This is a genomic window from uncultured Campylobacter sp., assembly GCF_937997595.1.
GTDB lineage: Bacteria > Campylobacterota > Campylobacteria > Campylobacterales > Campylobacteraceae > Campylobacter_B.
Genome location: NZ_CALKTS010000007.1, coordinates 1 through 21,998, shown reverse-complemented (window position 1 = coordinate 21,998; position 21,998 = coordinate 1). Strand labels below are relative to the sequence as shown.

The 21,998-nt window shown below is 46.2% G+C and carries 18 protein-coding genes and 5 tRNA genes; 22 read left to right on the top strand and 1 reads right to left on the bottom strand.

Features of this window, described 5'->3' with window-relative positions:
* Nucleotides 1–3: 3 nt before the first annotated feature.
* From Q0614_RS00335 to Q0614_RS00325, 3 genes are read left to right on the top strand one after another with little or no spacing between them, the layout of a single operon-like run.
* On the top strand, nucleotides 4–486 hold the full coding sequence (locus Q0614_RS00335) for a DUF2603 domain-containing protein (protein WP_297949864.1): 483 nt from the start codon (nucleotides 4–6) through the stop codon (nucleotides 484–486).
* Nucleotides 479–1,843, top strand: a complete 1,365-nt coding sequence (gene hemN, locus Q0614_RS00330) for an oxygen-independent coproporphyrinogen III oxidase (RefSeq protein WP_298785699.1) — start codon at nucleotides 479–481, stop codon at nucleotides 1,841–1,843. Before Q0614_RS00335 ends, hemN begins: the two co-directional genes overlap by 8 nt.
* A gap of 11 nt (nucleotides 1,844–1,854) precedes the next feature.
* Nucleotides 1,855–3,159 (top strand): (Fe-S)-binding protein, encoded by a 1,305-nt coding sequence (locus tag Q0614_RS00325; RefSeq protein ID WP_298785698.1) that lies wholly within the window; start codon nucleotides 1,855–1,857, stop codon nucleotides 3,157–3,159.
* Between the two features lie 626 nt (nucleotides 3,160–3,785).
* On the opposite strand, the gene Q0614_RS00320 is transcribed toward Q0614_RS00325, so the two are convergent.
* Nucleotides 3,786–3,998, bottom strand: coding sequence for a hypothetical protein (locus tag Q0614_RS00320; protein ID WP_298785697.1), 213 nt, complete (start codon nucleotides 3,996–3,998; stop codon nucleotides 3,786–3,788).
* 126 nt (nucleotides 3,999–4,124) lie between these two features.
* On the opposite strand from Q0614_RS00320, the gene Q0614_RS00315 reads away from it, so the two are divergent.
* The 19 genes from Q0614_RS00315 to fusA all read left to right on the top strand — a co-directional run bounded on the left by Q0614_RS00315 (nucleotide 4,125) and on the right by fusA (nucleotide 21,352).
* A tRNA-Thr gene (locus Q0614_RS00315) sits at nucleotides 4,125–4,200 on the top strand.
* A 36-nt stretch (nucleotides 4,201–4,236) separates the two neighbouring features.
* Nucleotides 4,237–4,321: transfer RNA gene (locus Q0614_RS00310), tRNA-Tyr, on the top strand.
* A gap of 12 nt (nucleotides 4,322–4,333) precedes the next feature.
* Nucleotides 4,334–4,410 (top strand) — tRNA-Gly (locus tag Q0614_RS00305).
* Nucleotides 4,411–4,523: 113 nt separating this feature from the next.
* Nucleotides 4,524–4,598 (top strand) — tRNA-Thr (locus Q0614_RS00300).
* 56 nt (nucleotides 4,599–4,654) lie between these two features.
* Nucleotides 4,655–5,854, top strand: coding sequence for an elongation factor Tu (tuf, locus tag Q0614_RS00295; protein ID WP_040304280.1), 1,200 nt, complete (start codon nucleotides 4,655–4,657; stop codon nucleotides 5,852–5,854).
* Between the two features lie 55 nt (nucleotides 5,855–5,909).
* Nucleotides 5,910–6,083: a 50S ribosomal protein L33 gene (gene rpmG, locus Q0614_RS00290; RefSeq protein ID WP_005872634.1), complete on the top strand. Its 174-nt coding sequence runs from the start codon at nucleotides 5,910–5,912 to the stop codon at nucleotides 6,081–6,083.
* Nucleotides 6,084–6,090: 7 nt separating this feature from the next.
* Nucleotides 6,091–6,166 (top strand) — tRNA-Trp (locus Q0614_RS00285).
* Nucleotides 6,167–6,178: 12 nt separating this feature from the next.
* Entirely contained in the window at nucleotides 6,179–6,352 is a 174-nt protein-coding gene (secE, locus tag Q0614_RS00280; RefSeq protein WP_005872632.1) for a preprotein translocase subunit SecE, read from the top strand.
* Between the two features lie 14 nt (nucleotides 6,353–6,366).
* Nucleotides 6,367–6,897: a transcription termination/antitermination protein NusG gene (gene nusG / locus Q0614_RS00275; RefSeq protein WP_298785696.1), complete on the top strand. Its 531-nt coding sequence runs from the start codon at nucleotides 6,367–6,369 to the stop codon at nucleotides 6,895–6,897.
* 20 nt (nucleotides 6,898–6,917) lie between these two features.
* Nucleotides 6,918–7,343: a 50S ribosomal protein L11 gene (gene rplK / locus Q0614_RS00270; RefSeq protein WP_005872629.1), complete on the top strand. Its 426-nt coding sequence runs from the start codon at nucleotides 6,918–6,920 to the stop codon at nucleotides 7,341–7,343.
* A 56-nt stretch (nucleotides 7,344–7,399) separates the two neighbouring features.
* Nucleotides 7,400–8,101 carry a 50S ribosomal protein L1 gene (gene rplA / locus Q0614_RS00265; protein WP_291939398.1) on the top strand — a complete coding sequence of 234 codons (702 nt, stop codon included), beginning with the start codon at nucleotides 7,400–7,402 and terminating at the stop codon, nucleotides 8,099–8,101.
* A gap of 113 nt (nucleotides 8,102–8,214) precedes the next feature.
* Nucleotides 8,215–8,694, top strand: a complete 480-nt coding sequence (gene rplJ, locus Q0614_RS00260) for a 50S ribosomal protein L10 (protein WP_295152864.1) — start codon at nucleotides 8,215–8,217, stop codon at nucleotides 8,692–8,694.
* 20 nt (nucleotides 8,695–8,714) lie between these two features.
* Nucleotides 8,715–9,095, top strand: a complete 381-nt coding sequence (rplL, locus tag Q0614_RS00255; RefSeq protein WP_177386842.1) for a 50S ribosomal protein L7/L12 — start codon at nucleotides 8,715–8,717, stop codon at nucleotides 9,093–9,095.
* 90 nt (nucleotides 9,096–9,185) lie between these two features.
* The gene (gene rpoB, locus Q0614_RS00250) at nucleotides 9,186–13,322 is read left to right on the top strand and encodes a DNA-directed RNA polymerase subunit beta (RefSeq protein WP_298785695.1); all 4,137 of its coding nucleotides are present in this window, start codon (nucleotides 9,186–9,188) and stop codon (nucleotides 13,320–13,322) included.
* Entirely contained in the window at nucleotides 13,319–17,833 is a 4,515-nt protein-coding gene (gene rpoC / locus Q0614_RS00245; RefSeq protein WP_298785694.1) for a DNA-directed RNA polymerase subunit beta', read from the top strand. The genes rpoB and rpoC overlap by 4 nt, the downstream gene beginning before the upstream one ends.
* Before the next feature lie 46 nt (nucleotides 17,834–17,879).
* A complete protein-coding gene (locus Q0614_RS00240) occupies nucleotides 17,880–18,269 on the top strand; it encodes a DoxX family protein (RefSeq protein WP_005872615.1) in 390 nt (129 codons plus the stop codon).
* Nucleotides 18,270–18,352: 83 nt separating this feature from the next.
* A complete protein-coding gene (gene rpsL / locus Q0614_RS00235) occupies nucleotides 18,353–18,727 on the top strand; it encodes a 30S ribosomal protein S12 (protein WP_177386838.1) in 375 nt (124 codons plus the stop codon).
* 69 nt (nucleotides 18,728–18,796) lie between these two features.
* Complete coding sequence (gene rpsG / locus Q0614_RS00230) at nucleotides 18,797–19,267, top strand: 30S ribosomal protein S7 (protein WP_298785692.1); 471 nt, start codon at nucleotides 18,797–18,799, stop codon at nucleotides 19,265–19,267.
* A gap of 9 nt (nucleotides 19,268–19,276) precedes the next feature.
* Complete coding sequence (fusA, locus tag Q0614_RS00225; RefSeq protein ID WP_005872609.1) at nucleotides 19,277–21,352, top strand: elongation factor G; 2,076 nt, start codon at nucleotides 19,277–19,279, stop codon at nucleotides 21,350–21,352.
* Nucleotides 21,353–21,998: the final 646 nt, after the last annotated feature.

The following is a 21,998-nucleotide window of genomic DNA, read 5'->3' as shown; positions in this document are numbered from 1 at the left end:
AGCATGGAAGAAAAAGAGAAAGCGCTAAAAAAGATCGACAAAGCGAGCGAATTTTTCGGGCTGGATAGCTCGAAAAGGACGGTTTTTGAAATTTCACAGGGCGAGGACAACGAGAAAAAACTCACTTTAAAAAGCGGCTCGTGGAGCGACGAGGAGCCGTGGTTCGGCATCGACGAAAATAACGAAGTGCACACGATGATCTCGATAAAATCGCTTGCAAATCTCATCGCCGCGACCAAAAACGCGATGCAGGAAAATTTTAATCTCAAGCTTGAGCGCTCGATTTTGCAGCATACGCCGGTGGATTTCGGCGACGCGTGGATCGTGTGCATGGACGAGATCAGAAGGCTTACGGGCGCAAATCCGAATGCGAAAAGATTAAGCTTAGACGTAGATGCCGTCGTTTCGCGCGTGAAAAGCCTGCATCCAAACCTTTTCATCGACATTGAAGAGCTTATAAAAACCAAGGCGGGCGGCCGTGAATAGTATAGACTTCGACGCTTACGCGAAATTTTCGCGCCCCGGACCCCGCTACACGAGCTATCCGACCGCTTTGGAATTTAGCGAAAACTTCAGCTACGACGGATATCTAAACGAGCTGAAAAATCAAAAAAGCTCTACGCCCCTGTCGCTTTACTTTCACATGCCGTTTTGCCGCTCCGCCTGTTATTTTTGCGGCTGCAACGTAATCTACACCGGCAAGCGCGACAAGATGGATCGGTATTTGGACTATATCGAGCGCGAAATGCAAATTTTAAGCGGCGTCGTGGACGGCTCGCGCCAGGTCGTGCAGATGCACTTCGGCGGTGGCACGCCTACATATTTTAGCGCCGAACAGCTTGCGCGCCACATAAAAAATATCAAAAAGTATTTTAAAAACTTCAGCTCCGAAGCCGAGATTAGCTGCGAGATCGATCCGCGATTTTTGAACGCCGAGCAGCTAGGCGTGCTCGTTTCAAACGGCTTTAACCGCATAAGCTACGGCGTGCAGGACTTCGACGAGCGCGTACAAAAGGAGATCCACCGCATCCAGCCTTTCGAGCTTACGAGGGATGTCATAGCTATGGCGCGCGAGAGGGGGATAAAATCGATAAATATGGATCTGATATACGGTCTTCCGTATCAGAGCCTAGCTAGCTTTAAGCGCACGCTGGAGCTTGCGCTTTCGCTTGATCCGGACCGCTTTGCGATCTTTAACTACGCGCACGTGCCGTGGATCAAAAAATCTATGCGTAAATTTGACGAAACGACCCTGCCGGAGCCTAAAGTGAAGCTTGAAATTTTAAAATTTACGCACGATTTTTTGAGCGCGAACGGATACGAGATGATCGGTATGGATCACTACTCAAAGCCCGCGGACGAGCTTCACGCCGCGCTTAAAAACGGCTCGCTGCACCGTAATTTTCAGGGCTATACGACCAAGGGCGGCGCCGATCTGATCGGCATCGGGCTAACTAGCATCGGCGAGGGCGTGCGCCACTACGCGCAAAATTTCAAAGATATGGACGCTTACGAAGCCGCGATCGATGCGGGCAGACTACCGTATTGCAAGGGTATTTTGCTAAATGAAGAGGATCTGCTGCGCAAAGAGGTGATTATGGGGCTGATGAGTAATTTTTGCGTAGATATAGAGGCGATCGAGGAGAAATTTAAGATAAAATTTTTCGAGCATTTCGGCGCGAGCCTAAAGCAGCTTGAGGCGCTAAAGGATTTCGTACAAGTCTCGCCGCATAGAATTTCAGTAACGCCTACCGGCACGCTTTTGATCCGCAATATCGCGATGTGCTTTGATGAGTATATGGGTAAAAATTTGGGCGAAAAGCGCTTTTCTAAAACCGTTTAAGCGGCGCGGCTATGAGTAAGGCAAAGCTTGGAGCGTTCGATTTTGCGGCACTTAGCGAGCGTTGCGTAAAATGTGGTAAATGCATCCAAGTCTGCACGATTCATGGCATTAACGGCGATGAAGTAACGAGCCCGCGCGGATTTGTGGATCTTTTGGGCGCTTACGGCAGAAATGAGCTAAAGCTTGATAAAAACACTAAGAAAATTTTTGAAAGCTGCTTTTTATGCACCAACTGCGTAGATATTTGCGGCGAGTCTTTGCCCATAGATACGGCAATCGAGAATGTTCGCGCGCGCATTGCGGAAAAATTTGGCATCGCGTGGTACAAAAAAGCTGCGTTTTGGCTGCTCGGGCATCGCAAAGCGCTGGATCTAGCAGCAGCGCTTGGATACGTGTTTCTTAGCTGTGGCTTTAAGATGCGAAAAGATACGCAAAGCTCTATGTCGCCTAGATTTGGCTTACCAATACTTAAAAAAGAGCGCTTGTTGCCTGCTCCTGCGAAAAAGAGCTTTATGAACTCTCACGCAGAGCTTATCGACAACGGCGGCGAAAAAACTATCGGAATTTTTATAGGCTGCATGGCAAACTACGCTTACACGGGCGTAGGCGAGGCGGTTTTACATATCGCGCGAGCGCTAAAGCTAAACGTAAATTTGATGAAGGAACAAGCCTGTTGCGGCGCTCCTGCGTATTTTACGGGAGATTTTGCGGCGGTTGAACGCGTGGCAAAATTTAATATAGCATATTTCGAAAAAGTCATGCCTGCTCTTGATGCGATTATCGTGCCCGAGGCTACGTGCTCTGCGATGCTGCGGGTGGATTACGCGCATTTTTTTGAAAATGAGCCGCAATGGAAAGCCCGTGCGCAAAAGCTTGCGAGTAAAATTTTTATGGCGAGCGAATACTTTTATAAATTTACAAACTTAAGTGATCTTTTGATGCGCCGCGGCAAAAGGGCTTTAGCGATTACCTATCACGATCCGTGCCATGCCCGCAAAATGCAGGGTATTTGGAAAGAGCCGCGCGGCTTGCTTGCTCAAAACTACGAAATAACCGAGATGGATGAGCCTAATAAATGCTGCGGATTTGGCGGTGTGACGATGCAGACCGAGCGTTACGAGCTCGCGCGCGCAGTGGGATTAGCTAAGGCGCGCGCAATGGCGGATCTACCCGTGCGCGTAGTTTCTGCCGAGTGCAGTGCGTGCAGGATGCAGCTAAATAATTCGCTTTCTTTAAGTGGCTCGCAGATAAGGTGCATAAATCCGCTAGAGCTCATCGCTGAAGCGCTTATGAGTGAGGAAAATTCCAATGGATAAAATTTAACATTTGTGAAATTCCTGCATTTCGTTAGCTTTTTACTCAATTCAAATCCTGGGGTAAAATTCTGTGCTTTTTAAATTTTGGTTTTTAAAAATTATGATTAAATTTTATCGTTAGCTTGTAAAGGTTGCGGTTTGCGTCTTTGGGCTTTTGGACAAAGTAGGCTGAAGCGGTGCACGGTGACAAGCCCATAGATTTTGTTGCTACGGGGGATTGAGCAATATGATTTTAAATACTAAAATTTTGTGGTTTAGAATTTTGTTGAGCGATTTTGCGCAAAATTTTAAGAAGTTGAATTGAGGGATGGATTTTGGCAGAATTTTAATTTTATGTGGCATTATTTAAAATTCTCATGGAATTTGTGCTGTGAGCAAATAGCTAGAATTTTGATTTATTGATTTGCGTGGATTTGCTTGGCGGAGCAGGCTTAAGGCGCGAATTTTAAATTTCGTAAAATTTAAGAAGTAGTTATGTATGAGCTTTTTGCACTTCGCGGTTCTGACATTGCGGCAAAATTTCTTTCAAAAATGCCAAAGTATGCATAAAATATACTCACAATTTTTAGCACGAGATATTTAGCAAAAAAGGCCAAGCTAGCGAGATCGGGGCTTTAAATTTAATTTTATTCTTGCTCTTTTTCGTCATCTTCAGAGTCTAGCTTTGCTTCTTCAATCAAAAGCCTGTTGGCTTCGGTAGCCTTTTTTAGCTCGCTTAAGTTTTCTTCTATCTTATTTAGGCGCTTTTCAAGGGTATTTAGACGCTTTTCAGAGCGGGAGATAAAATAATAAATCAAATAAATCATAAAAACTATTATGATCCAAGGTACGATTTTCATATAAAATTCCTTAAAATTTAAAATCGGGCGCATTATAGCAGAAATTTTATGAAATTTTAAAATAGGCTGTTTTAGCCTTGACAATTGGGGATTTTTCGGTTATAATTGCCACTTCAATTTCAAAATGCTGGTGTAGCTCAGCTGGTAGAGCTACTGCCTTGTAAGCAGTGGGTCGGCGGTTCGATCCCGTCCACCAGCTCCATTTTTTGTAACAGTGTTTGACCAGATTTCATCAAAGGGTGAGATACTCAAGTGGCCAACGAGGGCAGACTGTAAATCTGCTGGCTTTGCCTTCCGTGGTTCGAATCCACGTCTCACCACCATGAATTTTTGATGCGGGATTAGCTCAGTTGGCTAGAGCATCAGCCTTCCAAGCTGAGGGTCGCGGGTTCGAGCCCCGTTTCCCGCTCCACCATTTAGGTTTACTGGGAGCTGTAAAACTTAACTGCTTTTATATGCTTACATAATCTAAATTTTGGTCGCATTGTTGGGTATTGGTAGCGATTTCTCTTTGCCTGAGTTTAGGCTCATATGGCTCAGAGGTAGAGCACTTCCTTGGTAAGGAAGAGGTCGCGGGTTCAAGTCCCGCTATGAGCTCCATAAAATAGAGTCGCTTAGTTTGTTGTGTAATCCACAAATCAATAACGGAGGATATGATGGCTAAAGAAAAATTTAATCGTAACAAGCCACACGTAAACATTGGTACCATCGGTCACGTTGACCATGGTAAGACTACTTTGACAGCTGCTATTTCTGCTGTTCTTTCCAGGAAAGGTCTAGCTGAGCTAAAAGACTACGACAATATCGACAACGCTCCAGAGGAAAAAGAGCGCGGTATTACTATCGCTACGTCTCACATCGAATATGAGACCGAGAAACGTCACTATGCTCACGTTGACTGCCCTGGCCACGCCGACTACGTAAAAAATATGATTACTGGTGCGGCGCAGATGGACGGCGCTATTTTAGTTGTCTCTGCTGCGGATGGTCCTATGCCTCAAACTCGCGAGCATATCTTGCTTTCTCGCCAGGTAGGCGTTCCTTATATCGTAGTTTTCCTAAACAAAACCGATATGGTCGATGATCCGGATCTTTTAGAGCTAGTTGAAGAGGAAGTTAGAGATCTTTTAAAAGAGTATAAATTCCCTGGCGACGAGACCCCAATCATTAAGGGCTCTGCTCTTAAGGCTCTTGAGGAAGCGAAAGCCGGACAAGACGGCGAATGGTCTGCAAAGATTATGGAGCTTATGGATGCGGTTGATAGCTATATTCCAACCCCTGTTCGCGATACCGACAAAGATTTCCTTCTTCCGATCGAAGATATTTTTTCGATTTCCGGTCGCGGTACCGTTGTAACCGGTAGAATCGAAAAAGGTATCGTTAAAGTTGGCGATACTATCGAGATCGTAGGTATTAAACCTACTCAAACTACTACCGTTACCGGCGTTGAGATGTTTAGAAAAGAGATGGATCAGGGTGAGGCTGGCGATAACGTAGGCGTTTTATTGCGCGGCACCAAGAAAGAGGAAGTAGAGCGCGGTATGGTTCTATGCAAACCTAAATCAATCACTCCTCATACTAAATTTGAGGGTGAGGTTTATATCCTAACTAAAGAAGAGGGTGGACGCCATACTCCATTCTTTAATAATTATAGACCGCAGTTTTACGTTCGTACTACAGACGTAACCGGTTCGATTACTCTTCCTGAGGGGACCGAGATGGTAATGCCTGGCGATAACGTTAAAATCACCGTTGAGCTAATCGCTCCGATCGCTCTTGAGCAAGGTACTCGCTTCGCGATTCGCGAAGGCGGTCATACTGTAGGCTCAGGCGTCGTTTCGAAAATCATCGCTTAATTTTTTGCAAGCGGAATTTTAAAATTCCGCTTGCTTTTTTATTCAAGGAAACCAAATGGCAAAGAATTCAAGTAGAGTAAAGGTCGGATTAAAATGCTCCGAAAGTGGCGATATCAACTATACTACTTATAAAAATAGCAAAACTACGACCGAAAAACTAGAACTTAAAAAATATTGCCCTAGATTAAAAAAGCATACGCTTCATAAAGAAGTAAAGTTAAAAGGCTAATTGTTATAGGGCAATAGCTCCAACGGTAGAGCGCCGGATTCCAAATCCGATGGTTGGGGGTTCGAATCCCTCTTGCCCTGCCACGAGGATTGGGTATGGAAAAAGTAAAAGAGTATTATAAACAAGCAAAAGTAGAGTTAGATAAGGTAATTTTCCCGACTAAAGATCAGACTAAAACAGCATATATCTCTGTGGTCGTCGTAGTCGTAGTTATCGCACTGTTTTTAGCGCTAGTGGATCTGATTATGTCCGCTTTGATAACGGCCTAAGTAAGGATCGTAATATGGCAAATAAATGGTATGCGATACAAACTTACGCCGGCAGCGAGATGGCTGTAAAGCGCGCAATAGAAGCGCTAAAGCAAGACGAAGCGCTTGAGACTAAGATCGGCGAAGTGCTAGTGCCTACCGAAGATGTTATAGAGGTCAAAAATACAAAGCAAATCATTAAAGAGCGTAGCTTATATCCAGGGTATTGTTTTGCAAATTTAGATTTGGATACCACTTTATGGCATAGAATTCAGATGCTGCCTAAGGTCAGTCGCTTTATCGGCGAGGCGAAAAAACCCTCTCCGCTACCGGAAAAAGATATCGAAATAATTCTAGAAAAGATCAATAATCGCGAGGCTCCTAAGCCGAAGATAAATTTTGAAGACGGAGAGACGGTTAGGATCGTCGACGGACCTTTTGCTAATTTCAACGGCATCGTAGAAGAGTATGATATGATCCACGGCAAGCTTCGCCTTAATGTTTCGATCTTCGGACGAAGCACGCCGATTGAAATTTCATACTCGCAAGTTGAAAAGATTATTTAAATTTTATAAGGAGTAAATTTATGGCTAAGAAAGTTGTTGGCGAAATCAAGCTGCAAATAGCGGCCGCAAAAGCAAATCCAAGCCCGCCGGTAGGTCCTGCGCTAGGTCAAAAGGGTGTTAATATTATGGAATTTTGCAAAGCGTTTAACGAGCGAACCAAAGATATGGCAGGCTTCAATATTCCTGTTATCATCACGGTTTATGCCGATAAAAGCTTTACTTTCATCACTAAACAACCGCCTGCGACAGATTTGATCAAAAAGGCGGCGAAGATAGATAAAGGTTCGGACAACCCTCTTAAAAAGAAGGTAGCATCCTTAACTAAGGCTCAAGTTTTAGAGATCGTCGAGAAAAAGATCGCCGATCTGAATACTAAGGATAGAGAGCAGGCGGCTAGGATCATAGCGGGTTCGGCTCGTTCTATGGGTATTACGGTCACTGACTAGACCTTTTGACCGCTAAGGTTTAAAAAAGCGGTAGCACTTTAATTGCGGAGAAATATATGCCAAAAAATTCAAAAAGATTCAACGAACTTTTAAAAAAAGTTGACGTAAATAAAATTTATAGCGTAGACGAAGCGGTAAGCACGGTAAAAACTTTAGCTTCTGCTAAATTTGACGAGACGGTGGAGATCGCTCTTAAACTGAACGTAGATCCGAGACATGCCGATCAGATGGTGCGCGGCTCGGTCGTTTTACCTGCCGGTACTGGCAAGAGTGTTCGAGTAGCCGTGATTGCAAAAGACGCAAAAGCTAGCGAGGCTAGCGAAGCAGGTGCCGATATCGTGGGTGCCGATGATCTGATCGAAGAGATTCAAAAAGGAAATATAAATTTCGACGTTCTTATTGCCACTCCAAATTTAATGGGACTAGTTGGTAAAGTAGGTCGTATTCTCGGTCCAAAAGGCGTTATGCCGAATCCTAAAACCGGAACCGTTACGATGGATGTCGCTCAGGCCGTTAAAAACGCTAAGGGCGGACAGGTAAATTTCCGCGTCGATAAGCAGGGAAATATCCACGCAGGCCTTGGCAAGGCTAGCTTTAGCAAAGAGCAGCTTTTAGACAATCTTACGACGTTTATTAAAACCATAAATAAGCATAAGCCGGCGACTGCGAAGGGCAGATACGTAACTCATGCATCGCTTTCACTTACTATGAGCCCTGCGGTTACGCTGGATAATCAAGAAATAATCGATTTAAAATAAAATTTTAAATTTTTATCTTAGATTGGAGATAGCTCAAGGTTTTTGACTTAATTGATCGAAATTTTAAAATTTCGATCGCTTGGCTTGAAATCACCGATCGGAAAGGAGACCTAATGACGAGAGACGAAAAATCAAAGATAGTAGCGGAGCTTGGCGAGGCTTTCAAAGCTAGCGAAGCTATAGTAATTTCCGATTTTAAAGGCCTTAGCGTTAAGCAGCTTGAAGATCTTAGAAATAGCGCGCGCGAAGCGGGCGTAAAGGTTCGAGTTATCAAAAACACCCTAGCCAATATCGCTTTAAAAAATGCCGAAAAAAACGGACTTAGCTTTAAAGATACCAATATCTTCTTATGGGGCGAGCAGCTTTCTGTATGTAAAGTAGCGGCTAAATTTGAAGAGAAAAATGAAATTTTTAAGCTTAAGACCGCTCATATCGATGGGGAAGTAGCCGGCGTAGATAAGGTTAGAGCGCTTTCGAAGATGCCTTCGAGAGACGAGCTTATCGCGATGTTGCTTCAAGTATGGAATGCGCCGATTCAAAATTTTACGATCGGCCTCAATGCGCTTAAGCAGAAAAAAGAAGCTAGCGCTTAATTAAAATTTAGGAGAATAAAATGGCAATTTCAAAAGAAGACGTTTTAGAGTATATCTCTAATCTTTCGGTGCTAGAGCTTAGCGAACTAGTTAAAGAATTCGAAGAGAAATTCGGCGTAAGCGCAGCTCCGGTTATGGTAGCTGGCGGCGCAGGTGCTGGCGGCGCAGGTGCGGCAGCAGCTGAAGAGAAAACGGAATTCGACGTCGTATTGCTTGATGCGGGCGATAAGAAAATCAACGTAATTAAGGTTGTTCGTGCCTTAACAGGTCTTGGTTTAAAAGAGGCCAAAGACGCTACCGAGGCTACTCCGTCCGTTCTTAAAGAGGGACTTAACAAAGAAGACGCCGAGAAGGCTAAAAAAGAGCTTGAAGAAGCAGGCGCTAAAGTCGAACTCAAATAAATCGCGAAATTTTAAAATTTCGCATACAAATGTGTGCCGGTGCGTCGCATCGGCACTTCTTTCTTTAAAATACAACTACGAGGTAGTGGAATGTTAAACAGCCTATATTCAGGAAATCGTCTTAGGGTGGATTTTTCAAAGGTTCCCAAAGACATCGAAATTCCGAATTTATTACAACTACAAAAGAAAAGTTTTGATCATTTTTTAAATCTTGATAACTCGGGTGGAGAAAGCGGCATAGAGAAGGTTTTCAAAGCCATTTTTCCTATCCACGACGCACAGAATAGACTAAGTATCGAGTATGTAAGTAGCGAAATTTCAAAGCCAAAGTATTCGATTAGAGAATGCATGGAAAGAGGGCTTACTTATTCGGTAAATTTAAAGATGAAGCTCCGTTTGCTAGTGCATGAGCGCGATGAAAAGACGGGCAAAAAAATCGGCGTAAAAGAGATCAAAGAGCAAGATATATTTATTCGCGACATTCCTTTAATGACCGATAGAATTTCATTTATCATTAACGGCGTAGAGCGCGTCGTCGTAAATCAGCTACACAGGAGCCCGGGCGTAATCTTCAAAGAGGAAGAGAGTCCAACCGTTCTAAATAAACTTATCTACACCGCTCAAATAATACCGGATCGCGGCAGCTGGCTATACTTCGAATACGACGTAAAAGACGTACTATACGTGCGCATAAATAAAAGACGTAAAGTTCCGATCACGATCCTATTTCGCGCACTCGGCTACAAAAAACAAGACATTATAAAATTATTTTATCCTATTAAGACGATCTATATCAAAAAAGGAAAATTCCTAACCGATTTCGATCCTAAAGAGTATTCCGGCAGGCTTGATTACGACATTATAAACGAAAAGGGCGAGGTGTTTCATCAAGCAAGCAAGCGCCTAACATCCAAAAAAGCGGAGAAGTTAGCAGAGGACGGACTAAAGCTCATCGAGTATCCGGCTGAAATTTTAGCCGAGCGCTACCTAGCCGACGCCATCGTCGATAAAAACAGCGGCGAAGTGCTTTTTGATTCGCTAACCGCGCTTGATGAGGGCAAGCTAGCCAAGATCGCCAACACTGAGAAAAAATTTACGATCGCCAACGACCTAGCTAGCGGCGTAGATACTTCGATCATAAATTCTTTCATCCAGGACGCCGACGCGCTTAAGCTCTTGCAGCAAAGCGAAGGCATAGACGACGAGAACGATCTGGCTGCGATTAGAATTTACAAAGTAATGCGCCCCGGCGAGCCGGTGGTAAAAGAAGCGGCAAAGAGCTTCGTAAACGATCTGTTTTTTAACCCGGAGCGCTATGATCTAACCAAAGTTGGCCGTATGAAGATGAACCACAAGCTGGGTATCGAGGCGCCGGAGTACGTAACCGTGCTAACCAGCGAGGATATTATCAAGACGGCGAAATATCTAATTAGAGTTAAAAATGGCGACGGCTTCATCGATGATCGCGACAATCTCGGCAATCGCCGCATCCGCTCGATCGGAGAGCTTTTGGCAAACGAGATGCATCTTGGATTTATCAAGGTTCAAAAGGCGATCAAGGATAAATTTACTGGCATTAGCGGAAATTTAGACGAGCTTATGCCGTATGATTTCGTAAACCCTAAAATCATCACCACTACGCTTATGGAATTTTTCACCGGTGGCCAGCTAAGCCAGTTTATGGATCAGACCAACCCGCTTAGCGAGGTCACGCATAAGCGCCGTCTATCTGCACTGGGCGAGGGCGGTTTGGTTAAAGAGCGCGCAGGCTTTGAGGTGCGTGACGTCCATCCTACGCACTACGGTAGAATTTGTCCTATCGAAACTCCGGAGGGCCAAAACATCGGCCTGATCAACACCCTAGCGACCTATGCGAAGGTAAATGATTTAGGCTTCGTCGAGGCTCCGTATAAAAAGGTCGTAAACGGTAAGGTTACCGACGAGATCGTCTATCTTACCGCTACGCAGGAAGAGGGGCTCGTAATCGCTCCTGCGTCCGCTAAATTGGACGAAGAGGGCAATATCGTAGAGGAGCTTTTGGAGGTCAGAAAAGACGGCGAAAACATCATGGCTAAGCGCGAGGATATTTCGCTGATTGATCTTTGCTCCGGTATGGTCGCGGGCGTAGCGGCGTCGCTGATTCCGTTTTTGGAACACGACGATGCTAACCGCGCGCTTATGGGCTCGAACATGCAGCGTCAAGCCGTGCCGCTTCTACACTCTACCGCTCCTATCGTTGGAACGGGCATGGAAGCGATAATCGCGCGCGATTCATGGGAAGCTATCAAAGCTAAACGCGACGGCGTCGTAGAAAAGGTCGATAATAAAAACATATTCATTTTGGGCGAAGACGAGAAGGGGCCGTTTATTGATCACTACGCGATGGAGAAAAATTTACGCACCAACCAAAACACTACCTTTTCACAGCGTCCTATCGTGCGAAAAGGTGACGTGATAAAAGCCGGTCAAATCATAGCCGACGGTCCTAGCATGGACGGCGGCGAGCTTGCGATTGGCAAAAACGCCCTCATAGCCTTTATGCCGTGGCACGGCTACAATTACGAGGACGCCGTCGTTATGAGCGAAAAGATGATCCGCGCCGACGAATACACCAGCGTGCATGTTTATGAGAAAGATATTGAAGCCAGAGAGCTTAAAGACGGCGTGGAGGAGATCACGCGCGACATCCCTAATATCAAAGAGGAGGAGCTTACCCACCTCGATGATAGCGGTATCGTAAAGATCGGTACTCACGTCAAACCTGGCATGATCCTAGTAGGCAAGGTAACTCCGAAGGGCGAGGTTAAACCGACGCCTGAAGAGAGGCTTTTGCGCGCAATTTTTGGCGAGAAGGCGGGACATGTGGTAAATAAATCTCTCTACGCGACCGCCTCTATGGAAGGCGTGGTAATCGACGTTAAAATTTTTACCAAAAAGGGCTACGAGAAGGATCCACGCACGAACAAAGCCTATGAGGATGAAAAAACCGAGCTCGAAAGGGAGCATCACGATAGGCTTTTGATGCTCGATCGCGAAGAGATGCTAAAGGTAGTAGCGCTACTTTCTAAAAACGCTTTGCAAAGCGATCAAAGCCTAAATAAAAAAGATTATAAAAAGGGCGATAAGGTTAAAAAAGAGGAGCTTGAAAGCTCCAATCGCTTTACGTTAAATTCCTTTGTCAAGGCTTATTCTAAAGCTGTTCAGAAGGAATACGAAGAGCTAAAAAACCACTTCCAAAACGAAAAGCGCAAGCTCAAAGAGGAACACGACGAAAAGATCGAAATTTTAGAAAAAGACGATATCTTGCCAAGCGGTGTCGTTAAGCTCGTAAAGGTCTATATCGCGACTAAGCGCAAGCTAAAAGTGGGCGATAAGATGGCGGGTCGCCACGGAAATAAGGGTATCGTTTCAAATATCGTCCCCGAGGTCGATATGCCGTATCTGCCTAGCGGACAGCGCGTGGATATCGTGCTAAATCCTCTCGGCGTTCCAAGTCGTATGAATATCGGTCAGATAATGGAGAGCCACTTAGGTCTTGTGGGCTGGCGCCTAGGAGAGCAGATCGCTAAAATTTTAGAAGAGAAAACGGGCGAATGGATAAAAGCCCTTCGCGCCAAAATGATTGAGATCGCAGGCGTTTCCAAACTAATGCAGGCTAAAAAAACGCTTGAGAAGATCAGCGACGAAGATCTTTTGAAATACGCTAGAGACTGGGCTAAGGGCGTTAGATTTTCCGCTCCGATATTCGAAGGCATTGTGCCGGAGGATTTCAAAAAGCTATTTGAAATGGCGGGCATCGATCAGGACGGCAAGACTGAGCTTTACGACGGCCGCACCGGCGAAAAGATCAAAGAGCGCGTAAACGTGGGCTGCATGTATTATCTCAAGCTGCACCACCTAGTCGACGAAAAGGTTCACGCAAGAAGCACCGGCCCTTACAGCCTAGTCACGCAGCAGCCGGTCGGCGGTAAGGCGCTATTCGGTGGTCAAAGATTCGGCGAGATGGAAGTTTGGGCTCTGGAGGCATACGGCGCGGCATACACGCTCCGCGAAATGCTAACGATCAAATCCGACGACGTCGACGGACGCTTGGCTGCATATAAGGCGCTGACAAAAGGCGAAAACGTTCCGTCTACAGGAATTCCTGAGACATTTTTTGTTTTAACAAACGAGCTTAAATCGCTTGCTCTAGACGTTGAAATTTACGAGAATGGAGAGAATAAATGAGCGATAATTCAAATTTAGAAAGAATAGAGATAAAAGAGGACGCTAGAGTTCACGACTTCGACGCGTTTGCTATTAGGCTTGCTAGTCCCGAGCAAATCAAAGCATGGAGCCACGGCGAGGTCAAAAAGCCCGAGACTATTAACTACCGCACGCTCAAGCCGGAACGCGACGGTCTATTTTGCGCTAAAATTTTCGGCCCCGTAAGAGATTATGAGTGCATCTGCGGTAAATATAAAAAGATGCGATATAAGGGCTGGAAGTGCGAAAAATGCGGCGTCGAGATCACGAGCTCGAAGGTTCGCCGCACTAGAATGGGGCATATCGAGCTGGTAACGCCGGTGGCGCATATTTGGTACGTAAATTCCTTGCCTAGCCGCATCGGTACGCTTCTAAATATCAAGATGAAAGATCTTGAGCGCGTGCTTTACTATGAGGCTTACATCGTAGAAAGCGCGGGCGAGGCATTTTACGACAACGAAAATTCTAAAAAGGTCGAGAAATACGACGTTTTAAACGAAGAGCAGTATCAGAGCCTAAAAGAGCGCTTTTCGCAGACAGGCTTCGTCGCCAAAATGGGCGGTCAGGTGATCCGCGATATGCTAGCCGAGCTTGATTTGGTCGAAATTTTATCCACCCTTAAGCAGGAGATGGAAAATACGAACTCCGAAGCGAAGAAAAAAACCATCGTCAAGCGTCTAAAGGTCGTCGAGAGCTTTTTAAATTCCGGCAATAAGCCCGAGTGGATGATGATTACGAATCTTCCCGTGCTACCTGCCGATCTACGCCCGCTTGTAAGCCTTGAGGGCGGCAAATTTGCGGTTTCTGACGTAAACGATCTGTATCGCCGCGTCATAAATCGAAATTCTAGACTTAAAAGGCTGATGGAACTCGACGCACCCGAGATCATCATCCGTAATGAAAAACGAATGCTTCAAGAGGCGGTGGATGCGCTTTTTGACAACGGACGTCGCGCTAACGCCGTAAAGGGCGCTAATAAGCGACCGCTTAAATCTCTAAGCGAGATCATTAAGGGCAAGCAGGGTCGCTTCCGTCAAAATTTACTCGGAAAGCGCGTGGATTTTTCGGGTCGCTCCGTCATCGTCGTAGGTCCAAATTTACGTATGGATCAGTGCGGTCTGCCTAAGACGATGGCGCTTGAGTTATTCAAGCCGCATCTAATCGCTCGCCTTCAAGAGAAGGGCTATGCTACGACCGTCAAGCAGGCCAAAAAGATGATCGAAAATAGGATCAATGAAGTTTGGGAGTGCTTGGAGGAGGTCGTAAAGGATCACCCGGTTATGCTAAACCGCGCGCCGACGCTTCATAAGATGTCTATTCAGGCGTTTCATCCCGTGCTCGTCGAGGGCAAGGCTATCAGGCTGCATCCGTTAGTCTGCGCCGCGTTTAACGCCGACTTCGACGGCGATCAGATGGCGGTGCACGTGCCGCTTAGCCAAGAGGCGATCGCGGAATGTAAAATTTTAATGCTAAGCTCGATGAACATCTTGCTTCCTGCGAGCGGAAAGCCCGTCGCGGTGCCTAGCCAGGATATGGTTTTAGGAATTTATTATCTAAGCCTCGAAAAGCCGGGTGCAAAAGGAACAAATAAAATTTTTGCAAACGTCGATGAAGTAATGCTTGCCGTGGAGGCAAACGCCCTAGACATCCACGCTAAGATCAAAACGATGATCGATCGCCGCATTATCTTTACGACCGCGGGTCGCTTGATCATCAAATCAATCCTGCCTAGCTTTATTCCGGATCATCTTTGGAATAAGATTATGAAGAAAAAGGATATCGCCGAGCTTGTCGATTACGTCTATAAAAACGGCGGTCTTGAGATAAGCGCGGAATTTTTGGATAATCTTAAAAATTTAGGCTTTGAATCTGCGACTAAAGCGGGCGTTTCAATCTCCGTTTCGGATATCATCGTGCCGAAGTCTAAAGCAGGTCTTGTAGAAGAGGCTAAAAAGCAGGTCAGAGAGGTTCAGAACCAATACGGCGCGGGCTTGCTAACCGACGGCGAGCGCTATAATAAAACGATTGATATCTGGACCAGCACCAGCAAGAAGCTAGCCGATGAGATGATGAAGATGATGGAGAAGGATAAGGACGGCTTTAACTCGATCTATATGATGGCCGATAGCGGTGCACGCGGTAGCGCGGAGCAGATCAAGCAGCTAGCGGGCATGAGAGGCCTGATGAGTAAGCCCGACGGCTCGATCATCGAGACGCCGATTACTTCAAATTTTAGAGAGGGTCTGAATGTAAATGAGTACTTCATCTCGACCCACGGCGCGCGTAAGGGTCTTGCCGATACTGCGCTCAAGACTGCAAATGCGGGATATCTAACGCGAAAGCTGATCGACGTCGCACAAAACGTCAGAGTTACGATGCACGACTGCGGCACGCACGAGGGTATCGAGGTTACCGAGATTGTAGAGAACGGAACGCAAATAGAAAGTCTAGCCGATAGGATTATGGGTAGGGTGCTAAGCTCGGATGTGATTGATCCGGTATCGAATGAAATTTTATTTACCGAGGGCACGCTTTTGGGCGTTGGCGAAGTAAAAACCATCGTGGATTCGGGTATTAAATCCGTAAGTATCCGCACGCCTATTACGTGCAAGGCCGCAAAAGGCGTCTGCGCGAAGTGCTATGGCGTAAATTTAGGCGAGGGCAAGCTGGTAAAACCGGGCGAAGCGGTCGGTATCATATCGGCGCAATCTATCGGCGAACCGGGCACGCAGCTTACGCTACGAACCTTCCACGCCGGCGGTACCGCATCTACCGAGCAGCAAGATCGCCAAGTAATCGCCGATAAAGAGGGTTTCATTAGATACTACAACGTCAAGACCTACGAAAACGGCGGCAAAAATATCGTGATGAACCGCAGAAACGCCGCGGTGCTTTTGGTCGAGCCTAAGATCAAAGCCCCAATTACTGGTAAGGTAAGTATTGATATAACTCACGACGATGTGAATATCATGCTAAAGGGTAAGAAGGAAGAATTTAGATATACTATCCGGCGCCACGATCTAGCCAAGCCTACCGAGCTTGCGGGCGTAAGCGGTAAAGTTGAGGGGAAATTCTACATCGTATTTAAAGACGGCGAAACCGTTGGAGAAAATGATAGTTTAGTGGAGGTTATAAAAGAAGACTGGAATATCCCTACTCGAATTCCGTTTGCAAGCGAACTTCGCGTCAAAGACGGCGAGCCGGTAACTCAAAAGATCAAAGCGGGAGCAAATGGTACGCTTAAGTATTTCATCCTAAAGGGCGATTATTTAGAGAGGCTAAGAGATATCAAAAAAGGTCACGTCGTAAGTGAGAAGGGTATGTACGTAGTCATCTCCGATGAAAACGGCAGAGAGGCGATCCGTCACTATATACCACGCGAATCGGTCATTACGTACGATGATAATAGCGTCGTAAAAAGCGAGGATCTTATCGCCAAGCCTAAAAAAGACGATAGATTAATTATCGCCGAGTGGGATCCGTATTCTATCCCTGTGGCTGCAGAGTGCGAGGGTAAGATCAGCTTCGAGGATATCGAGCCGGGATACACCGCTACGGAGCAATATGACGAGACTACCGGCCAAAGCCGTTTGGTTATCAACGAGTACCTTCCGCAAGGCGTCAAGCCGGCCATTATCGTAACCCCTAGCAAGGGCGAGCCTATCAAATATAACCTAGGGCCGAAGACCGCCATATTTACGAACAAGGGCGATCAGGTAGCGATTGCGGATATTTTGGCTAGGACGCCTAAGGCTGCTGCGAAATCAAAAGATATCACCGGCGGTTTACCGCGCGTATCGGAGCTATTTGAAGCGCGCCGTCCAAAAAATACCGCAATCATCGCAGACATCGACGGAACCGTCCGCTTTGATAAAGCATTGCGCGCAAAAGAGCGCATCGTAATCGAGGGAGAGGACGGAACGAGTGCGGAGTATCTAATCGATAAGAGTCGCCAGATCCAAGTGCGAAACGGCGAGTTCGTCCACGCAGGCGAGAAGCTTACCGACGGAGTTATCAGCTCGCACGACGTGCTTAGAATTTTAGGTGAAAAAGCGCTGCATTATTATCTAATAAGCGAAATTCAACAGGTTTACCGCTCTCAAGGCGTCGTCATCAGCGACAAGCATATCGAGATCATCGTATCTCAGATGCTCCGCCAGGTTCGAATCGTCGATAGCGGCGATACTCAGCTAATCGTCGGCGATCTGATTAGCCGCCGCAGATTTAGAGAAGAAAACGAGCGCATTATGAAAATTGGTGGCGAGCCTGCGATTGCAGAGTCCGTACTGCTGGGCGTAACTCGCGCCGCAGTAGGAAGCGATAGCGTCATATCCGCGGCGTCTTTCCAAGAAACGACGAAAGTTCTAACCGAGGCTAGTATCGCGGGTAAATTTGACCGATTGGAGGATTTGAAAGAAAACGTCATCCTAGGTCGCATAATTCCGGTCGGAACCGGTTTGTATAAAGACAAGGAAGTTAAACTTAAAAAATAATTTAGGGCAAAAAGCCCTAAATTTACCTAAATTTAAAGGATGAGACATGAATATGATCAATATAAATTTCGGTCTGTTGTTTATCAGGTTGGGGCTTGGAGTTTGTCTTTTAATGCATGGAATTTTTAAGCTCACTCACGGCATAGACGGCGTAAAATCGATGCTGGTAGCTAGAGGAATTCCGGATCTGGTGGCTTACGGCGCATACGTAGGCGAGGTGCTGGCGCCCGCGATGATAATCATAGGCGTATTTTGCCGCATAGGCGCTCTGCTTGTGATCGCAAACGTGCTCATGATAATATACGTCCTACATACTCCGTTGAGCGCGCTTACCGGGGTGGGCGGATTTGAGCTGGAAATCGTATATCTGTATCTCTCTGCCGCGATCTGCCTAGTAATCTGCGGCGGCGGAGAGTTTGTGCTGATTAGAGATTAAAATTTAGTTAAATTTACGTTTCTGTAAGTTTAAACAAAGTATAATCCAAATCTTTTTGAATAAATTTTTGTGAAAGGAAAGATGTGCCAACCATAAATCAATTGGTCAGAAAAGAGCGCAAGAAGCTTAGCGAGAAATCGAAGTCTCCGGCGCTAAAGAATTGCCCTCAACGAAGAGGAGTTTGCACTAAGGTCTACACCACGACCCCTAAAAAGCCAAACTCTGCGCTTCGTAAAGTTGCCAAAGTAAGGCTTACTAGCGGATTTGAAGTCATCAGCTATATCGGCGGTGAAGGTCATAATCTACAAGAGCACTCCATCGTGCTAGTTCGCGGCGGTCGTGTAAAGGACCTACCGGGCGTTAAATACCACATCGTCCGCGGTGCGCTCGATACTGCAGGCGTTGCAAAACGAACCGTCGCAAGATCAAAATACGGTGCTAAACGACCTAAAAAATAGTTTAGCCGAAACAGACCGGCACTAGATTTTGCCGAGTTTGAGTAAAATTTTAAAATTTGAAGGAATAAAATGAGAAGAAGAAAAGCTCCCGTTAGGGAAGTTATGCCTGATCCGATTTATGAAAGCAAGGTAATCACAAAATTTATTAATTCGCTTATGTTCGACGGCAAAAAGAGCGTCGCTACCGAGATTATGTATGGCGCCTTAAATTTCATTGACAATAAAGGCGGCGAGAAGAAAGGTATCGAAATTTTTAACGATGCCATCGATAACGTTAAGCCTTTGATGGAGGTAAAATCTCGTCGTGTAGGCGGCGCTACTTACCAGGTTCCGATAGAGGTTAGGCCGGCTCGCCAGCAGGCTTTGGCTATTCGCTGGATCATCTCTTTTGCAAGAAAAAGAAGCGAGCGCACGATGATAGAGCGCCTGGCTTACGAGCTTATGGACGCCGCAAATTCTAAAGGCTCTTCATTTAAAAAGAAAGAAGACACCTACAAGATGGCAGAAGCCAACAAAGCTTTTGCGCATTATCGTTGGTAGGAGGGCGTCATGGCAAGAAAAACCCCTTTACATATGGTTAGAAACATCGGTATCGCCGCTCACATCGATGCCGGAAAGACGACTACGAGCGAAAGAATTCTATTTTTTACCGGCATGAGTCATAAGATTGGCGAGGTTCACGAGGGTGCCGCTACTATGGACTGGATGGAGCAGGAGCGCGAGCGCGGCATCACGATCACATCTGCCGCTACCACATGCTTTTGGAATAATCATCAGATAAATTTGATCGACACTCCGGGTCACGTTGACTTTACTATCGAAGTCGAGCGCTCGATGCGCGTTTTAGATGGTGCGGTAGCAGTATTTTGCTCTGTAGGTGGCGTTCAGCCTCAAAGCGAGACCGTTTGGCGTCAAGCGAATAAATACCATGTTCCGCGCATTATTTTCGTAAATAAAATGGACCGCGTCGGCGCAAATTTCTATAATGTCGAACAGCAGGTAAAAGATAGGCTCAAGGCTCATCCAGTTCCTATTCAAATTCCGATCGGCGCTGAGGACGATTTTAAAGGCGTTATCGATTTAGTCACTATGAAAGCGCTCGTTTGGGATGACAGCAAGGGTCCTTCGGCTCCGGAGATCGTTGAAATTCCTGCTGAATTACGAGAAAAAGCGCAAGAGTATCGCGACAAGATGATTGAGGCGGTAGCAGAGACTGATGAAGCTTTGATGGAGAAGTATTTTAACGGCGAAGAGCTAAGCGTAGAAGAGATTAAAAAGGGCATCAAGAAAGGCTGCTTAAGCCTAAGTTTTTTTCCTATGCTATGCGGCACCGCATTTAAAAACAAGGGCGTGCAGCCTTTGCTAGATGCGGTCGTAGATTATCTACCTGCGCCTGATGAAGTGCCTGCGATTAAGGGTCAGTATGAGGACGGCAGCGAGGTTCACGTAAGCTCTACCGACGAGGGCGAGTTCGCGGGTCTTGGATTTAAGATTATGACCGATCCTTTCGTAGGTCAGCTTACCTTCGTGCGCGTATATCGCGGTGTTTTGGAAAGCGGTAGCTACGTCGTAAATACTGGCAAGGGTAAGAAAGAGCGCATCGGCCGCTTGCTAAGGATGCACTCAAATAAACGCGAAGAGATCAAGGAGCTTTATGCGGGCGAGATCGGCGCCGTTGTGGGTTTGAAAGATACCCTTACGGGCGATACTCTAGCTAGCGAAAAAGATAAAGTAATTTTAGAACGTATGGAATTTCCTGATCCGGTTATTAGCGTAGCAGTGGAGCCTAAAACCAAAGCCGATCAAGAAAAAATGGGTATCGCGCTTCAAAAATTGGCGCAAGAAGATCCGAGCTTTAGGGTCGCGACCGACGAAGAGAGCGGACAAACTATTATTTCGGGAATGGGCGAATTGCACCTTGAGATCATCGTAGATAGAATGCTTAGAGAATTTAAAGTCGAGGCCGAGGTCGGACAGCCGCAGGTCGCATATCGCGAGACTATACGCAAAACGGTCGAGCAGGAGTACAAATACGCCAAGCAGTCGGGTGGTCGCGGTCAATACGGTCACGTATTTTTGCGCCTAGAGCCTTTGGAGCCTGGCACCGGATATGAGTTCGTAAACGATATCAAAGGCGGCGCGATTCCTAAAGAATACATCCCCGCAGTTGATAAGGGCTGCCAAGAGGCGATGCAAAATGGCGTTTTGGCGGGATATCCGGTCGAGGACGTGCGCGTAACGGTCTATGACGGAAGCTACCACGAAGTCGATAGCTCCGAAATGGCGTTCAAACTCGCCGCTTCTATGGGCTTTAAAGAGGGCGCTAGAAAAGCGGGTGCCGTGATCTTGGAGCCTATGATGAAGGTCGAGGTAGAAACCCCTGAGGAGTATATGGGCGACGTCATCGGCGATCTAAACAAGCGCCGCGGACAGGTCAATAACATGAGCGAGCGCGGCGGCAATAAGATCATCGACGCATTTTGCCCGCTTTCGGAGATGTTCGGTTACTCGACCGATCTGCGCTCTCAGACGCAGGGTCGTGCGACCTATTCGATGGAATTTGATCACTACGACGAGGTTCCTAAAAACGTCGGCGAAGAGATCATCAAAAAGCGCAACGGCTAAGCTTAACGAGCGCTAGGGTACGTCGATAGCTTTATCGCCAACCCCCGGCGCTTCTTTAAATTTTAAAATGGCGTTTAAATTTAACCTACTTCATGAGCCAAAATTTTAGCTCATACTCTAGCTTCAAATAAAATTTCAACCCATAAGTTTAACTCCTGCCGGTCGCAAATTTAGATCAAAAAATTTCAATTAAATTTAAAAATTCAAAACATAACTTAAAACGCGCTCATGATGCCGCACCTGTCGTTTTACTAGTGATTTCTTTCTTTCGCAGGTAAAGTGCACATACAGCGCTATCGCTTTGATTTTTATTCACGGACAAAATCGCTGCAAACGGGATCGCGCAAACGGGGCGAAATTTTACCTTCGGCACAGCCTTAAGACGGAGCGCAACTATCATAGACTTATATCGGATCGTGACCATCAGTGCTTTATGCGAGTAGCGGTATTCTCGGGGGTACTTTATTGCGCCGTCGCTTCGCGCCGTAAAATTTCATCTTCGCAGACCGATCTACGCACCGCTCATATTAAGTTGAGCTAGTACCCAAGCTCGCTTGTTTTCAGATTTAGCAGGTGCCTGCTTTCACGGGCTTATAATGCGCCCGTTTTAAATTTCAAAACAAAGGAAAATCATGCAACAAACCAA

What these genes read in the sequence shown, in the direction of transcription:
- Q0614_RS00335 (WP_297949864.1), top strand. Translation starts at nt 4, where the DNA reads ATGGAAGAAAAAGAGAAAGCGCTAAAAAAGATCGACAAAGCGAGCGAA.
- Q0614_RS00325 (WP_298785698.1), top strand. Translation starts at nt 1,855, where the DNA reads ATGAGTAAGGCAAAGCTTGGAGCGTTCGATTTTGCGGCACTTAGCGAG.
- Q0614_RS00320 (WP_298785697.1), bottom strand. Translation starts at nt 3,998, where the DNA reads ATGAAAATCGTACCTTGGATCATAATAGTTTTTATGATTTATTTGATT.
- tuf (WP_040304280.1), top strand. Translation starts at nt 4,655, where the DNA reads ATGGCTAAAGAAAAATTTAATCGTAACAAGCCACACGTAAACATTGGT.
- rpmG (WP_005872634.1), top strand. Translation starts at nt 5,910, where the DNA reads ATGGCAAAGAATTCAAGTAGAGTAAAGGTCGGATTAAAATGCTCCGAA.
- secE (WP_005872632.1), top strand. Translation starts at nt 6,179, where the DNA reads ATGGAAAAAGTAAAAGAGTATTATAAACAAGCAAAAGTAGAGTTAGAT.
- nusG (WP_298785696.1), top strand. Translation starts at nt 6,367, where the DNA reads ATGGCAAATAAATGGTATGCGATACAAACTTACGCCGGCAGCGAGATG.
- rplK (WP_005872629.1), top strand. Translation starts at nt 6,918, where the DNA reads ATGGCTAAGAAAGTTGTTGGCGAAATCAAGCTGCAAATAGCGGCCGCA.
- rplA (WP_291939398.1), top strand. Translation starts at nt 7,400, where the DNA reads ATGCCAAAAAATTCAAAAAGATTCAACGAACTTTTAAAAAAAGTTGAC.
- rplJ (WP_295152864.1), top strand. Translation starts at nt 8,215, where the DNA reads ATGACGAGAGACGAAAAATCAAAGATAGTAGCGGAGCTTGGCGAGGCT.
- rplL (WP_177386842.1), top strand. Translation starts at nt 8,715, where the DNA reads ATGGCAATTTCAAAAGAAGACGTTTTAGAGTATATCTCTAATCTTTCG.
- rpoB (WP_298785695.1), top strand. Translation starts at nt 9,186, where the DNA reads ATGTTAAACAGCCTATATTCAGGAAATCGTCTTAGGGTGGATTTTTCA.
- rpoC (WP_298785694.1), top strand. Translation starts at nt 13,319, where the DNA reads ATGAGCGATAATTCAAATTTAGAAAGAATAGAGATAAAAGAGGACGCT.
- Q0614_RS00240 (WP_005872615.1), top strand. Translation starts at nt 17,880, where the DNA reads ATGAATATGATCAATATAAATTTCGGTCTGTTGTTTATCAGGTTGGGG.
- rpsG (WP_298785692.1), top strand. Translation starts at nt 18,797, where the DNA reads ATGAGAAGAAGAAAAGCTCCCGTTAGGGAAGTTATGCCTGATCCGATT.
- fusA (WP_005872609.1), top strand. Translation starts at nt 19,277, where the DNA reads ATGGCAAGAAAAACCCCTTTACATATGGTTAGAAACATCGGTATCGCC.